The sequence below is a fragment of the Cupriavidus sp. GW822-FHT06G04 genome (assembly GCF_058799075.1).
This window is the reverse complement of the sequence record NZ_JBXALD010000003.1, coordinates 605,423-619,802: the sequence shown is the minus strand read 5'-3', so window position 1 is coordinate 619,802 and position 14,380 is coordinate 605,423. Positions and strand designations below refer to the sequence as shown.

The 14,380-nt window shown below is 67.1% G+C and carries 13 protein-coding genes; 9 read left to right on the top strand and 4 right to left on the bottom strand.

Annotated features, from left to right (window positions below):
* Window positions 1-342: 342 nt before the first annotated feature.
* From AC1RKI_RS10125 to AC1RKI_RS10110, 4 genes are all read left to right on the top strand, one after another.
* The gene (locus AC1RKI_RS10125) at window positions 343-1,956 is read left to right on the top strand and encodes an S-layer protein (protein ID WP_492797473.1); all 1,614 of its coding nucleotides are present in this window, start codon (window positions 343-345) and stop codon (window positions 1,954-1,956) included.
* A 356-nt stretch (window positions 1,957-2,312) separates the two neighbouring features.
* Window positions 2,313-2,690: a PepSY domain-containing protein gene (locus tag AC1RKI_RS10120; RefSeq protein WP_492797475.1), complete on the top strand. Its 378-nt coding sequence runs from the start codon at window positions 2,313-2,315 to the stop codon at window positions 2,688-2,690.
* A 5-nt stretch (window positions 2,691-2,695) separates the two neighbouring features.
* A complete protein-coding gene (locus AC1RKI_RS10115; RefSeq protein WP_227461194.1) occupies window positions 2,696-3,376 on the top strand; it encodes a response regulator transcription factor in 681 nt (226 codons plus the stop codon).
* A complete protein-coding gene (locus tag AC1RKI_RS10110) occupies window positions 3,373-4,704 on the top strand; it encodes a sensor histidine kinase (RefSeq protein ID WP_492797477.1) in 1,332 nt (443 codons plus the stop codon). The genes AC1RKI_RS10115 and AC1RKI_RS10110 overlap by 4 nt, the downstream gene beginning before the upstream one ends.
* Before the next feature lie 85 nt (window positions 4,705-4,789).
* On the opposite strand, the gene AC1RKI_RS10105 is transcribed toward AC1RKI_RS10110, so the two are convergent.
* The 4 genes from AC1RKI_RS10105 to AC1RKI_RS10090 are packed head-to-tail and all read right to left on the bottom strand — an operon-like array spanning window position 4,790 to window position 8,987.
* On the bottom strand, window positions 4,790-5,599 hold the full coding sequence (locus AC1RKI_RS10105) for an SDR family NAD(P)-dependent oxidoreductase (protein ID WP_492797479.1): 810 nt from the start codon (window positions 5,597-5,599) through the stop codon (window positions 4,790-4,792).
* A complete protein-coding gene (locus AC1RKI_RS10100; RefSeq protein ID WP_492797480.1) occupies window positions 5,596-6,396 on the bottom strand; it encodes a citryl-CoA lyase in 801 nt (266 codons plus the stop codon). The genes AC1RKI_RS10105 and AC1RKI_RS10100 overlap by 4 nt, the downstream gene beginning before the upstream one ends.
* Window positions 6,393-7,916, bottom strand: coding sequence for a class I adenylate-forming enzyme family protein (locus tag AC1RKI_RS10095; protein ID WP_492797482.1), 1,524 nt, complete (start codon window positions 7,914-7,916; stop codon window positions 6,393-6,395). Before AC1RKI_RS10095 ends, AC1RKI_RS10100 begins: the two co-directional genes overlap by 4 nt.
* A 39-nt stretch (window positions 7,917-7,955) precedes the next feature.
* Entirely contained in the window at window positions 7,956-8,987 is a 1,032-nt protein-coding gene (locus AC1RKI_RS10090; protein WP_492797483.1) for a tripartite tricarboxylate transporter substrate binding protein, read from the bottom strand.
* A gap of 141 nt (window positions 8,988-9,128) precedes the next feature.
* Between AC1RKI_RS10090 and AC1RKI_RS10085 the strand changes: the two genes are divergently transcribed.
* From AC1RKI_RS10085 to AC1RKI_RS10065, 5 genes are all read left to right on the top strand, one after another.
* Window positions 9,129-9,935, top strand: a complete 807-nt coding sequence (locus tag AC1RKI_RS10085; RefSeq protein ID WP_490714136.1) for an IclR family transcriptional regulator — start codon at window positions 9,129-9,131, stop codon at window positions 9,933-9,935.
* Window positions 9,936-10,098: 163 nt separating this feature from the next.
* Window positions 10,099-10,614, top strand: a complete 516-nt coding sequence (locus AC1RKI_RS10080) for a DUF4381 domain-containing protein (protein WP_492797485.1) — start codon at window positions 10,099-10,101, stop codon at window positions 10,612-10,614.
* On the top strand, window positions 10,611-11,627 hold the full coding sequence (locus AC1RKI_RS10075) for a vWA domain-containing protein (protein WP_061959804.1): 1,017 nt from the start codon (window positions 10,611-10,613) through the stop codon (window positions 11,625-11,627). Before AC1RKI_RS10080 ends, AC1RKI_RS10075 begins: the two co-directional genes overlap by 4 nt.
* Window positions 11,624-13,237, top strand: coding sequence for a vWA domain-containing protein (locus AC1RKI_RS10070; RefSeq protein ID WP_492797487.1), 1,614 nt, complete (start codon window positions 11,624-11,626; stop codon window positions 13,235-13,237). Before AC1RKI_RS10075 ends, AC1RKI_RS10070 begins: the two co-directional genes overlap by 4 nt.
* A complete protein-coding gene (locus tag AC1RKI_RS10065) occupies window positions 13,234-14,337 on the top strand; it encodes a BatD family protein (RefSeq protein WP_061959802.1) in 1,104 nt (367 codons plus the stop codon). Before AC1RKI_RS10070 ends, AC1RKI_RS10065 begins: the two co-directional genes overlap by 4 nt.
* Window positions 14,338-14,380: the final 43 nt, after the last annotated feature.

Below are 14,380 nucleotides of genomic sequence, written 5' to 3'. Positions count from 1 at the left end.
GGCCCGGTGGCGTTTCTCATTGGTCTCCGGAAATCGCGTCTGAATGCTGGTTTGTCTTCCCGCGCGGGGGGAGAAAATCGCTGAGACGACGGCCGATTTCTGTCATTGATGAAACAACCAAAGTCACCAAGAAGTCACAAAAATCTCATTTCCTTGAAACGCGCTTCCCGCATGATCGCGCCCTCAAATTGCCTTGCCAGTGTGGCTGGACCGGGGGGCAGCGCCGAGACGTCGACGCTGACCCAAGGCCGAAGCTGCGCGCTGAAGGGTCAATAAAAATCATAAGGTTATCGGGGAAGTCTCATGCGTTACATCAAGTCCGCACTTGGCGGTGCAGCAGCCATGACGGTTGCACTCGCGTTCTACGGCTGCAACGGCAGCGACGACAATAGCAGCAACAGTGGAACAACCGCGCCACCGGCGAACCAGCCATCCACGCCAGCCACACCGGCCGCCGAAATCACCGGCAAATGGACCACCGGCGATCTGCACGTCCATACGATCGAGTCCGACGACGCCCAGGGCAAACTCGTCGATGTACTGGACCAGGCGCTGGTCAAGAACAACCTCGACTGGACCGCGATCTCCAATCACCTGCGGCCTTCCACGCGCGACCAGAACGGCACGAACATCGTGGGCGGCCCGCTGCCGTTCTCGCAGGCGATGGCCCAGTATGAAATCCCGGCGGTGCGCCAGTTGCAGGTCAATGGCAGCTATACCAGCAAGCTGATCTTCTCGGCCTTCGAATGGGATATGCCGACGCACGACCATATGAACGTCGGCATTTTCACGGGCTCGCCGCTGGCCACCGCGACTAAGGCGTCCAACCAGTTCGAGTACTACTTCACCAGCCGACCCGACACCCAGTTCGATCCGGTCGACGTTGCCAACTGGAATGCCACCGGTACGCGCGCCTCCAGCACGCATGCGGATGCCGTGAAGGCCGTGGCGTGGCTGCGCGACAACTATCCGGACACCAGCTACGCACTGATCAATCACCCGTCGCGCAACAACGGCAAATACACTGCGGCCGACTATCGCGAATTCAACGACACCGCACCGAACATCGTGTTTGGCGTGGAAGGCATGGTCGGCAACCAGATGGAACCCGATCGCGGCGGCTACGCCACCAGCTATATCGATGCCAACCTGAAGAACCGCGTGTATGGCGGGGTGGACTACGTGGTCGCGCAAGTTGGCGGCATCTGGGACGCACTGCTCGGCGACGGCCGCCGCTTCTGGAACGTGGGCGATTCCGACCATCACTTCAAGACCATCGGCGCCAACAGCAGCGGGTACTTCCCGGGTGAGTACGCCAAGACCTACGTCTGGATCGACAACAAGTACACCGGCATCAAGGGTGTGCTCGAAGGCGTGCGCTCGGGCAAGATGTTCTCGGTGTTTGGTGACCTGATCAACGCGCTCGATTTCAATCTCGCCAGCGGCAACGCCAAGGGCGAAATGGGCGGAGAACTGAAGGCGAAATCGGGCGATACGGTTACCGTGACGATCCGCTTCAAGAGTCCCGACCGCAACAACTACGAGTACCCGATCAATGGCGGCGTCAATGTCAACAAGCGTCCCGTGGTGGACCACATCGACCTGATCGCGGGCGATGTCACGCCGCGCGCGGCGGCGGGGACGCCGGGCTACAGCAAGGAAACCAACGATTCCACCAAGGTGATCGCCACGTTTACCGCGGCTGACTGGAAGCAGGACAAGGACGGCTACAACACCGTGACCTACACGTACAAGGCAACGAAGAACCAGTATTTCCGCCTGCGCGGCACCAATCTGGGCATGAATGTGCCGGGCGAGACGTCCAACGGCAATCCGCTGCCAGACCTGAGGACCACGGTGACGGAAGACCAGGCACGTTTCGACGCGATCAACGCGCGCAACTACAACGACCTCTGGTTCTATTCGAATCCGGTGTTCGTGACGGTCGGCTCCTAAGCTCCACCGCCGCGCCGCGTCACTGTCCCAACGTCTGATACCAGAACGGCAGCGCGGCGCCGGCCATCGCCAGCGCCAGCGGCGCCAGAGGTGCGAGCGCGGCGCAAAGGCGGCGCAGCCGGCTGGTGCGGGGCGATCGGGACGTCGCAGGGCGGACAGGCGGGCCAAGCGCTGGGCGAAGGGCTTGGCTTGAAGCTTGGCGAAGGGCGGGGCGGCTGGCGGGTGGTGGCATGGCGAGGTACGTTGTTTTGCATCCGTTTCAGGATTCTTGATGGCATGATGCGTACACCCACCTGAATGAGGCCTGAGCAATCCGTTCAGCCGCGGTTCAGGTTGCCGTGCGCACAATGCTGCCGATGACTTTTCCGCTCCTTCCTTTTACTGCCCGGACTACTGCCCGGACGCGCGGCGCGCTGCGCGCGCTGGTCCTGCTGGCGGCGTTGTGCGCAGTCGGCACCGCTGGCGTGTCGCATGCCGACACCGATGCCGACCGCGCCCGCGCCGCGCTGCGTTCCGGCGAAATCCTGCCGCTTTCGCGCATTCTCGATGCCGTTTCGCGCCAGTACGCCGGTGATGTCATCGACGTCAAGCTGGATCGCGACGACGGCATCTGGACTTACGAGGTCAAGCTGCTGCTGCCCACCAGCACCATCGCCAAGCTCGAATACGACGCGCGCGACGGCCGGCTGATAAAGGCCAAGGGCCACGACCTCGAACGCGCGCGCAAGCCCTAACGCCCATGCGGATCCTGCTAGTCGAGGACGAAGCCACGCTAGCGCAGCAGCTTGCCGTTGCGCTGCGCCAGGCGGGCTATGCGGTCGATCACGCGGCCGATGGCGTCGAGGCCGCACATCTGGGCGCCGAATATCCCTATGACACCGTAGTGCTCGACCTTGGCCTGCCGCGCCTGGACGGGCTGAGCGTGCTCAAGCGGTGGCGGCAGGCCGGCAACGACGTGCCGGTGCTGATCCTGACCGCGCGCGACGGCTGGGTCGAAAAGGTCGAGGGCATCGACGCCGGGGCCGACGATTACCTGACCAAGCCGTTCCGCACCGAGGAACTGCTGGCCCGCATCCGCGCGCTGATCCGGCGCTCGGCCGGCCGCACCTCGCCCACGCTGTCATGTGGCCCGGTGCTGCTGGCGCCCGGCACGGGACAGGTCAGCGTGCACGGCGCGCCCATCACGCTCACCGCGCATGAATTCAAGGTGCTCGATTACCTGATGCATCACCAGGGCGCGATCATTAGCAAGACCACCCTGACCGAGCACATCTACGCGCAGGATTTCGACCGCGACAGCAATACGATCGAAGTGTTCGTCGGCCGTCTGCGCAGGAAGCTCGGCGTCGATGTCATCGAAACCGTGCGCGGCCTCGGCTATCGCATGCGGCCGCCCGCCGAACCGGCCGCGCCCGCATGAAACGCACGTCGATTGCCCGCCGCCTGCTGCTGATCGCCACGCTGTGGAGCGTCGGTACGTTATGCACGACCGGCTGGCTGCTCGAAACACTGTTCGCGCGCCATGTCGACCGCACCTATGTCGCCGAGCTGGACCGCGAGCTGAACAGCATTGCCGCCGCGCTCGAATGGCGCAACGACGGCCAGCTCGAACTGACGCGCCAGCCAGCCGATCCGCGCTTCGATCTCCCGTATTCGGGCGCGTACTGGCAGGCGTCGTCGGGCGCCCAGACGCTGCGCTCGCGATCGCTTTGGGATGTCGACATTCCGGTGGCCATCGAGCGCCGTGTGCCGGAGGGCGGCGCGGACATTCGCATCGGACCCAAGGCGCAATCGCTGCTGGTGAAGACGCGCCGCCTGCAACTGGCCGGCGCGGACGCTTTCGTCGATATCGCCGTGGCTTTAGACCGCACCGAGCTGCGGCAGGCCAAGCGTTCGTTCCGGCATTTGCTGTGGCTGTCGCTTGGCGTACTGGGCGTGGGCATTCTCGGCGCGGTGTGGGCGCAGATTCGCTTCGGACTGTCGCCGCTGGGCCGCCTGCGCGCCGCCGTGGCCGGTTTTCATGCCGGCCGTGCGGCGGCGCTGTCGGGCGCGTGGCCGGTGGAGGTGCAGCCGCTGGTCGACGAGATCAACGCGCTGCTGCAGCGCAATCAGGAAGCGATCGACAGGTCGCGCCGGCAGGCGGCCGATCTGGCGCATGCGGTCAAGACGCCGCTGGCGATTCTGGCCAACAGCGCGCAGTCGTTGCCGGCCCCCGCAGCCCACGGCGTAATGCAGCAGGTCGATGCGATGCGCCGGCAGGTGGATCGGCATCTGGCGCGTGCACGCGCGGCGGGCGCGGGTGGAGCGGGGCGCGGCAGTGTGCCGGTGCGGCCCGTTGTGGACGAACTTGTGCGCGCGCTTAAACGTCTGCACGCTGCGCATCCGATCGACGTCCGCATCGACGGCGACGCCCATTTCGCGGGAGATCGCCAGGATCTTGTCGAAATGCTCGGCAATTTGCTCGACAACGCGTGGCAATGGGCGCGCGGCGCGATTGGCGTGACACTGGCGGAACGCGACGGGCAGGTTGAAATCCGCATCGAAGACGACGGGCCGGGCATGCCGGCGGCCGCCATGGCGCAAGCGGTGCAGCCGTTCGCGCGTCTCGACGAAACGGCGCAGGGCAGCGGCCTGGGCCTGGCCATCGTGCGCGATGTCAGCGCGCTGTATGGCGGCGCGCTCGATCTCGCGCAGTCGCCGATGGGCGGGCTAATGGTCAACCTGCGCTTTCCGGCCGCATCCCGATAGCTGGCACGCGGGCGATGCACTGACCCATGGCGGCGCGCGGAGTGGCAAGCGTTCCGCGTTCAACGTCCTACCGCCCGCATCATCGCTATACGTACTTGCCGGTGAGTCCGCCGTCGACTACCAGTTCCGTGCCGGTGACATAGGCCGCCGCATCGGACGCCAGAAACGCGCACGCATGCGCTACGTCCCACGCCGTGCCCATGCGTTGCAGCGGCACTTGCCGGCTGCGCGCGGCGCGCGCTTCATCGAGGCTGTCCGGGGAAAATTGCTTGGCCACGGTATGCGCAATGCGCGGCGTGTCGATCAGGCCGGGCACCACGCAATTGGCGCGGATGCCTTGCGCCGCGTACTGCTGCGCGATCATCCGCGTGAAGTGGATCACCGCTGCCTTGGTCACACAGTAGGACAGATGGGGGTATCCGAGATAGCGCAGCCCGGCCACCGACGAGATCGTGACGATCGCACCGCGTCCACGCTCGCACATCGCCGGCAGCACCTGGCGTGACGTGAGCAGCAGGCCGCGCACGTTGACGTCATGCGCGGCGTCGAAGTCCTTGATGTCGGTGTCAAGCGGGCCGCCTGTCTTGCCGATGCCGACGTTGTGGTGCAGCACATCGATGTCGCCGAAATGCTCGCGCGCCTGGGCGAACATGCGCTCGACATCGGCTTCGATCGCCACGTCGCCGACGAACGTTTGCGCGATACCGTTCTCGGCGCGTATCAGTGCGGTGGTCTGCGCGGCAGACGCCTCGTCGCGGTCGGCCACGCAGACGCGTGCGCCCAGCCGCGCATAGGTGACGCTCGCCGCGCGCCCGATGCTCCAGCCCGGCCCAGCCGATCCGCCGCCCGCCACAAACACGGTGCGGCCCGCCAGACTCAAGGGCAGCGCATTCACGATGCGTCCCCGTGCGGCGCGTGGCCGCCGCCACCCTGGCCCACATACGGAATCGCGTCTTCGACCACATCCCAGATATAGCGTCCCGACGGGCTTTGCTGCTCCTCGACGATGTGTGCGACCAGGCCGGCCGCGCGCGAAATCACGGCAAATCCGCGCATAACCGCGGTTGGCACGCCGATTTCGCCGAGCAGCGCGGCCACCGCACCGGTGGCATTGATCGTGATGGCGCGGCCAGCCACCTCGTCGACAGCGGCCGACAGACGCTTCAGCGCGCCGATATGCGCGCCCGCCAATTCGGCCTCCGCTTCGCCCAGTTCCAGCAGCTTGTAGGCGCGTGGATCGACCGGCTTGTGCAGATGGTGGCCGAAGCCGGGCACTGCGCTTTTTCGTTCCTTGAAGTGACGTGCGATGGCCAGCGCCTCGGCGTCGGGGTCCGGCGCGGCCAGGATGCGGTCCAGCAGCGTCGAGCAGTTTTCCATCGTGCCGACGAACGAGCTGCCCACCGCCAGCAGACCCGCCGACACCGCGCCCTGCAGGTTTTCCGGCGCGCTCATGTAGATCAGCCGCGTGGCAATGGCGCTCGGCGTCAGGCCGTGTTCCATCAGCACGATCAGCACTACATCGGTGATGCGCATGTCCACGGCGCGCGGCGTGCGGCCCAGGATCTGCAGCAGCATCACCTCGGTAAACGTCTTCTTGCCCATCAGGTCCTGCACGAGGTCGGCGTCGCGATAATGCAGGCTGGTCAGCGTATGCGTGCAGAGCCGGGTCACCGGCTTGTGGGTTTGGCTCATGAGGGTTCTCCCGATGTCAGTGCGGCCAGCGCTTGGTCACGCACGGTGTTCTTGAGTACTTTGCCGACCGTGGATCGCGGCAGGCTGTGGTGGAAATGAATCTGCTTGGGGGTTTGTACCGGGCCAAGCCTTTCGCGCACGAACGCGATCAGTTCGGCGGCACTGGCCTGGCTGCCCTCGCGCAGTTGCACGGCGGCGTGGACCGCTTCGCCCCACTTGTCGTCGGGCACGCCAAACACCGCGCATTCGTGCACCGCGGGATGCTGGCCCAGTGCGTTCTCGACGTCGATCGGATAGACGTTGAAGCCCCCGGTGATGACCACTTCGCGCAGGCGATCCTTCAGGTAAAGGTAGCCGCGCGCGTCGATCAGGCCCCGATCGCCCGTGTGCAGCCATCCATCGACGATGGTGGTCGCGGTCAGGTCAGGGCGCTGCCAGTAACCGGTCATGACCAGGTCTCCGCGCGCCACCACTTCGCCGACTTCGCCGGCCGGCAGGCGCCGGCCATCGGGCGCCATGATCGCGACTTCGCTAAACCAGGTGGTGCGACCCACCGAGGCGAGATTGCGCTCGTCCTCGAAATCCTCAGGCGCAATTACCGTCAGCAACTGCGGCGCTTCGGTCTGGCCGTAAGTGGTGGCCACCACGGGACCGAAGAAGGCGCGCGCCTGGCGGATCTTTTCCGGCGGCATTGGCGCGCCGCCGTAGATCAACCGGCGCAGCGCGGGGTAGTCTGCGCGCGATGTGCCGGGCAGCGCCATCAGCATGTAGATCAGCGTCGGCGGCATGAAGCACACCGTACCGGCGCGATCGCGGAAAGCGGTACGCACGGCCTCGGCGCCGGACCCTTCCATGATCACGTGACAGCCGCCTTGCGCGAGGATCGGCATCACGTAGGTGGACGTGCCGTGCGTGATCGGCGCGGCCATCACGTAGCGATCGGCCGCCGTGAAGCCCCATGCGTGGATCTGGTTGACGATGTTCGCCATCCACGCGCGATAGGGTTGCATCACCCCTTTTGGCGCGCCGGTAGTGCCGCCGGTGAACTTGATGGCCTGTGTGTCGTCGCGACCCAGATCGAGCGCGGGGCGCGCCGCCTCGGGGTGTGCGGCAATGGCTGCCGCCAGCGAATCGGCGCGCGTGGCTGGCGCATCCGTATAAAGCCACGCACCTGTGGCGCCTTCGAGCAACGGCGCGCAGCCGGAGTCGAGCACCACGATGCTCGGTTCGGTGGCATCGACGATGCGGCGCAATTCGGGCTGCGTGCTCTTCGGATTGAGCGGCACCCAGATCTTGCCGCTGGCCAGCACCGCCAGCAGCGCGACGATATGCTGCGCCGAATTGCCAGCGCAGATGCCGACGCGGCTTTGCGGCGCAGGGTCCAGCGCCAGAAAGTGCGCGGCCAGCGACGCTACCTGCGACGCCAGATCGCGATAGCGCAGTCTGCCGTCGGGCGCATCGATGGCAATGTTGTCGGGCCAGCGATCGGCGGCCCGCCAGAACAGATCGATCGGAAACATGAGACTCCTCGTTCGACGCCGGAGCGACGTTGAATGGACTTAGTTGACGCGCGCGCCCGACTGCTTCACCACGTCGTGCCAGCGCTTGAGTTCGGCAGCGATGAAAGCGCGCAACTGCTCGGGCGTGCCGGGTTCGGGCGTGGCCGCCAGATCGCGCATGCGCTCGCGCACGTCAGGCGCATTGAGCGCCTTGTTCAGCGCGGCATTGAGCTTGTCGACCACCGGCCGCGGCGTGCCCGCCGGCGCGGCAATGGCAAACCACGACTGCACGTCGAAGCCGGGAAATCCCGACTCGGCCACGGTCGGCACGTCGGGCAGCAACGGCATGCGCTGAGCGCTGGTCACGGCAATCGCACGCAGGCGGCCCGCCTTGATATGCGGCAGCGCCGATGGCGCGTTGTCGAACATCGATTGCACCTGGCCGCCCAGCAGATCGGTCACGGCGGGCGCGCTGCCCTTGTACGGCACGTGCAGCATGTTGGCGCTGCTGCGGCTGCGGAAGATCTCGCCGGACAGATGGATCGAAGAGCCGCTGCCCGACGATGCGAACGTCACGCCATTCCCAGATTCCTTGGCAAAGCGCACGTAATCGGCCACGGTCTTGACCGGCAGCTTGGGGTTGACCACCAGCACGTTGGGAATCCGCGCGATCATGCCGACCGGTTCGAAATCTTTGGCGGGGTCGTAGCCCAGCTTGTCGTACAGCGTGGCGTTGATGGTGTTGGCGATGGTGTAGACGTAGAGCGTATAGCCGTCCGGCACGGCCTTGGCGACCACTTCCGCGCCGACGTTGCTGTTGGCGCCGGCGCGGTTTTCCACCACCATCGGCTGCCCGAGCCCTTCGCCCATCCTGACGGCCACCAGCCGCGCCAGTACATCCGTGGCGCCGCCGGCCGCATAGCCCACCACGAGCCTCACCGGGCGCGAGGGATATGCGTCGGCGGCCAAAGCGGGCCGCATGCCGGCCGCCAGCACGCTGGCAACCACCAGCGGAAGCGCCAGCGGCAGGGCAAGGGGGGCGGCGATGGCACGGCTGAGCAGGCGCCGGCGCGCCGCATTCCATATGTTCATGATGGTTGTCTCCTGTTTTTGACGTGGCCGGATGCGTCCCGTCTTGTGGTCCTCCGCGCGGCGGTTTGCCGCCGTGGATCGTGCCGCTGCGGATCTGCGGCATACTGCGGACTGCGTTTCCGGCCTGAAAAATTCTTCCTCATGAGCGCTCGTGCTGCGAATCGAAACGTCCGCCTGGCGGACGATTCAAAACCCATCGCCGAAGACGGCACGCGCGCATTGCGGCGCGGACTGGACTTGCTCGACGCGATCCTGGCGGCTGGCCGCGATGGTCTGCGTGTCGTGGATCTATGCCGTGTGGCCGGTCTGGAGCGCCCGACCGTGTATCGGCTGCTGACCACGCTGATCGATTGCGGCTACGTGGCACGGCGCGGGCGGTTCCACTACACGGTGGGCGGCCGGCTCGCGGCATTGCCGCAGCGCGGTGAATCGACCGCACTGGCCGAACGGCTCAAGCCCGTGCTGGCGCGCGTGAGCCACGCATGCGGCGACGCGGCCTTCGGCGTGGTGCGCGATGGCGCGTTGTCGCGTTGCATCGCCCGCCAGGTGGGCACGCATCCGGTGCAGGTGCTGGTGATCCAGGTCGGCACGCGGCAGCCGCTCGGCGTAGGCGCCGCTGGGCTTGCGTTGCTGGCCGCGCTGCCCGATCCCACCGTGGCGGAAGTCATCGCCGCCAATGCCGATGTGCTGGGCCAGTACGGCGGCATGACGCCGGACCGCATGCGCATCCTGATCCGCGCCACGCGGGAACGCGGCTATTCGGTGATCGGCAACCATGCCACGCGCGGCGCGCTGGCCGTTGGCATGGCCGTGCACGATCGCGATGGCGAACCGGTGGCCGGCATCAGTGTGGCCACCACGCTGGCGCGCATGCCGCGCGAACGCCAGCAATTGCTGGCGCGGGTGATGCGCGAGGCAGTGCAGACGCTGCTGCCCAAAGGACTCTAGACGCTAGTCGGCCCGTGCAGCGCTGGTGCAGCAATCGCAAATCGCAGGATCTGACGTGACCAAATCCCTGAAGAGACATTCTCAAAACTCTTAATTCGGATTCGCATTGCAACGCGCTACTCTGCGCGCATGCCGGCTGGCCGGCGCTGCGGGGAGTCGTAGGGTGACCGAATTGGCCGATATCGTCACACCGTTGCCGCCATCCTGGTGGCCGCAAACGACTGCCTGGCTGGTGCTGGGCCTGTGCCTGCTGGCCATCCTGTGCGGCGTCGGCTGGCGTGCCTGGCGACGTTGGCGCGCCAATCGCTATCGCCGTCTGGCGCAGGCCGAACTGGCCCGCCTGCGCCCGGCCATGCAGGCGGACGCCGCGTCGCGCGCCGCCGCGTTGCTGTCGATGGCCGCGCTGCTCAAGCGCACTGTGCTGGCGGTCTGGCCGCGCGAAGCGGTGGCGGGCCTGTCGGGCCCGGCTTGGCGCGCATTTCTACTCGCGCACGCGGGAAGCGCCGCCGACGCGGTGCCGCCGTTGGCCACGCTGATCGAAGCCGAGTATCGCTGCGCACCTGCCGATGCGGCGGCGCTGGCGGGCTGGTCCGCGCAACAGGCCGACGCCGCCATGCAAGCCTGCCGGCGCTGGATCGCCGGACACCGTATCGTTGTTTCGGACGCAGGCCGCGCATGATCGCCTTTGCCTATCCCTGGCTGTTCGTGCTCCTGCCCTTGCCGCTGGCGGTCTGGCGCTGGCTGCCGACGTATCGCGAAACCAGCGCATCGGTACGCCTGCCGTTCTTTGGCGAAGTGGCCGATGCGGCGGGCCTGAAGCCGGCGGCCGGCGCGCATGTGCCGCATCGCAACCTCGTGCAGCATCTTTTGGCACCGTTGGCCTGGACTCTGGTGGTGGTGGCGCTGGCGCGCCCGCAATTCCTGGAGCCGCCGATCTACAAGACCGAGCCCGTGCGCGACCTGCTGCTGGCGCTCGATCTGTCGCAATCGATGGATACGCGCGACTTCAAAGATCCGGCCGGCGTGCTCGAAGCGCGCGTGCAGGCGGTGCGACAGGTCGTCGGCGATTTCGTGGCGCATCGGCCCGGCGATCGCATCGGATTGATCGTGTTTGGCGACGCGCCGTATCCACTGGCGCCGTTCACGCTGGACCACGCGCTGGTGCGCACGCTGATCGCTGACATGGTGCCGGGCATGGCCGGCGCCAGCACGTCGCTGGGCGATGCCATCGGGCTCGGCATCAAGCTGTTCGACAACAGCCATGCGCAGGAGAAGGTGCTGATCGTGCTGACCGACGGCAACGATACCGCCAGCCGCATGCCGCCCGCACAGGCCGCGGAAATCGCGCGATCGCGCGGCGTGGTAGTTCATACCGTCGGCATTGGCGACCCGTCCGCTACCGGCGAGCAGAAGGTCGATCTGGGCATGCTGCAGCGCATCGCCAGCACCACGCAAGGACGCTATTTCTTCGGCGCGGACCAGGCCGCGCTGTCATCGATCTATGCAACGCTCGACCGCGTGACGCCGCACCGCGAGAAGACCCTGAGCTGGCGCCCGCGCCGCGAACTGTTCATGTGGCCGCTGGGTGCTGCCGTGCTGTTGCTGCTGGCGTATCAGTTTGCGATGGCCGGCTATGCGCGCTGGAGCGCAGCGTCGTCGCTGCCCGCGCCGCGCCGGGATCCCGCGCCATGAGTCATTTGTTCGATGCCATCGCCCAGTTTCACTTCTTGCGGCCGTGGTGGCTGCTGGTGCTGATTGCCGCGGCATGGCTGCCTTGGGCCGTGCAGCGGCATGGCGATGTGCGGCGGCGCTGGCGCGGCACGATTGCGCCCCATCTGCTCGACGCGCTGGTGGTCGGCGAGCGCCGCCATCGCGCGGTGCGCCCCGTGCATTTGACCGCGCTGGCGCTGGCGCTCGCGGCGGTGGCGCTGGCCGGGCCGACATGGGAGCGCGAACGTCCGCCGTTTCTTGCCGACAAGGCGCCGCTGGCGATTGCGGTGGATTTGTCGCCGACCATGAACGCGATCGACGTCACGCCCACGCGGCTCGAGCGCGCCAAGCTCAAGATCAAGGCATTGCTGGCGCAGCGCGAGGGCGGCAAGACCGCGCTGTATGCCTATGCGGGCTCGGTGCACATGGTGTTGCCGCTGACCGACGACGCGGCGTTGCTGCAAACCTTTGTCGACGCGCTGCAGACGCGCATCATGCCGGTGCCGGGCAAGGACACCGCGCTGGCCGTGCAACGCATCGCCGAAGCGCTCGACCGCGAGCCCGTGCCGGGCACCATCCTGCTGATGACCGATGGCGTGGAGACCAGCGCGATCCAGGCGCTGCGCGGCAAACGCCAACGCACGCAGCTGGTGGTGCTAGCCATCGGCACGGCGAAAGGCGGACCGCTGCAGGGCGGCGATGGTTCGGCGCCAGGACTCGACGTCGCCGCGTTGCATGGCTTGCGCGACGCCGGCGTGCCCGTCGCCGAGATCACCGCGGCCAGCGACGACGACATCTCCTGGGTGCAGCGCCACGTGCAGTCGCACGTCGAAGCGGCGAGCTCGCCCGATACGCTGCGCTGGCACGATGCCGGCTGGCCGCTGACGATTCCGATCGCATGTCTGGCAGTGCTGTGGTTCCGCAAGGGCTGGACCATCCGCTGGGTGGCGGGCGTGGCGCTGGCGCTGTGTGTCGGCTGGGCGCCGGTCGAGACGCGCGCGCAAGCCGCGTCCGCCGATGCGCCTTCAGGTGCCGCCGCGCCAGCGCGGCAGTTCCGCGATCTGTGGCTGACGCGCGACCAGCAGGGGCGGCGCGCCTTTGAAAACGGCGACTACGCCGGTGCCGCCGCAATGTTTCAGGATCCGATGTGGCGCGGCGCGGCGCTCTATCGCGCGGGACAGTTCGCGCAGGCGGCGCGGGCCTTCGAGGCCATCGATTCGCCCGACGCGCAGTTCAATCTGGGCAACGCACTGGCGCAGCAGCAAAAGTACAAGGAGGCCGTGGCGCGCTACCAGCGCGTATTGCAGCTGCGTCCCGGCTGGCAGCCGGCAATGCGCAACCTTGCCGCCGTGCAGCAGCGACTGAAGCAGCAGGAGGCGCAGAAGAAGAACCAGCAAGGCGACGAAGAGCCGCCGGATCTCAAGCCGGACCAGATCGAATACGACGCCAGCAAGCCGCCTGCGCCGCCCGGCGACGACAAGCCGCGCATGGGGCTGGTGCAACAGAACGCCGAGATGTGGATGCGCGCGATACAGACCTCGCCTACCGATATGCTGGCGCGCAAGTTTGCGCTGCAACAGGGTAAGCCATGACGATGCGCTCGATTCTGCCGCTGGCGCTGTGCATGAGCGCCTGCGCCGCACAGGCAGTGCAGGCCGCAGCGCCCGCAAGCGCGCCGCAAGCCGCGGCGCCCGCGATTCGCGTCCACGTGGCAGGCCAACAGCCTGTGGTGGCGGGCCAGGCGGTGCAGGTACAGGTGACGATCCTCGCGCCGAATTTCTTTCTGTCGGCACCGGTATTTCCGACGCTACAGGTGCCCGGCGCGGTGATCACGATGCCCGACGAGCGCGGCGCCAATGCCACCGAAACTATTGGCGGCGTCAGCTACGCCGGTATCACCAAGACCTATGTGCTGACGCCGCAAACGGGTGGCGAGTTTGCGCTGCCGACGCCGACGATTCGCTTCACCTATGCCGGCGACGACGGCAAGCCGCGCGAGGGCAGCGTGGTGCTGCCGGCAACAACCGTGCGCGCGGCGGGGCAGACCGCTGCGGCGTCAGCGCCTGCCGCGGCAAGATCGACCTTGCCGGCGGTCCGCCTGTTCGTCCAGCAGCAGTTCGACCGGCCGGTCACCGGCAAGGATGCGACGCTGCATGCGGGCGATGCCGTGGTGCGTACCGTGACGATCTTTGCGCCGGGCGCGCAGGCCATGATGATCGAGCCGCCGCCCGTCTCGGCGCCGCGCGGCGTGCGGGTGTTCCGGGCCGAGCCGGTGCTGTCGGACGCGGCATCTGGCACAGGCGATGCGCCGGCCGGCAGCACAGGCGGGCGGCGCGTGGAAAACATCACTTACGTGTTTGAACGCAGCGGTCGTTACACGCTTCCGGCGATCTCGGTGCCCTGGTACGACGCGTCCACCGGCAGCCAACTGCATGCCGATGCGCCCGCCGTGACCGTGGAGGTGGGCCGCGCTGCATCGGGGCTCGGGCTCGCGCCGACGGGCGGCGCGCCGCTGCGCTGGCCGGACTGGATCGACGGGCGCTTGGCGCTTGGCTGCCTTGGCGTCCTTGCGGTGCTGGCGCTGGCCGCATGGGCCTGGACGCGGCGCACAGGAAGGGTGGGGCGGCCGTTGCGCCCAGCCCGCCGCAGCCGTCCGCACGATGGGTCCTGGCTGCCGCCGCTGAATCCCTGAAAGCCGCACCGTATTTGATCAAGACTAAACCACTAACATCAAA

What these genes read in the sequence shown, in the direction of transcription:
- AC1RKI_RS10125 (WP_492797473.1), top strand. Translation starts at nt 343, where the DNA reads ATGACGGTTGCACTCGCGTTCTACGGCTGCAACGGCAGCGACGACAAT.
- AC1RKI_RS10120 (WP_492797475.1), top strand. Translation starts at nt 2,313, where the DNA reads ATGACTTTTCCGCTCCTTCCTTTTACTGCCCGGACTACTGCCCGGACG.
- AC1RKI_RS10115 (WP_227461194.1), top strand. Translation starts at nt 2,696, where the DNA reads ATGCGGATCCTGCTAGTCGAGGACGAAGCCACGCTAGCGCAGCAGCTT.
- AC1RKI_RS10110 (WP_492797477.1), top strand. Translation starts at nt 3,373, where the DNA reads ATGAAACGCACGTCGATTGCCCGCCGCCTGCTGCTGATCGCCACGCTG.
- AC1RKI_RS10100 (WP_492797480.1), bottom strand. Translation starts at nt 6,396, where the DNA reads ATGAGCCAAACCCACAAGCCGGTGACCCGGCTCTGCACGCATACGCTG.
- AC1RKI_RS10095 (WP_492797482.1), bottom strand. Translation starts at nt 7,916, where the DNA reads ATGTTTCCGATCGATCTGTTCTGGCGGGCCGCCGATCGCTGGCCCGAC.
- AC1RKI_RS10090 (WP_492797483.1), bottom strand. Translation starts at nt 8,987, where the DNA reads ATGAACATATGGAATGCGGCGCGCCGGCGCCTGCTCAGCCGTGCCATC.
- AC1RKI_RS10085 (WP_490714136.1), top strand. Translation starts at nt 9,129, where the DNA reads ATGAGCGCTCGTGCTGCGAATCGAAACGTCCGCCTGGCGGACGATTCA.
- AC1RKI_RS10075 (WP_061959804.1), top strand. Translation starts at nt 10,611, where the DNA reads ATGATCGCCTTTGCCTATCCCTGGCTGTTCGTGCTCCTGCCCTTGCCG.
- AC1RKI_RS10070 (WP_492797487.1), top strand. Translation starts at nt 11,624, where the DNA reads ATGAGTCATTTGTTCGATGCCATCGCCCAGTTTCACTTCTTGCGGCCG.
- AC1RKI_RS10065 (WP_061959802.1), top strand. Translation starts at nt 13,234, where the DNA reads ATGACGATGCGCTCGATTCTGCCGCTGGCGCTGTGCATGAGCGCCTGC.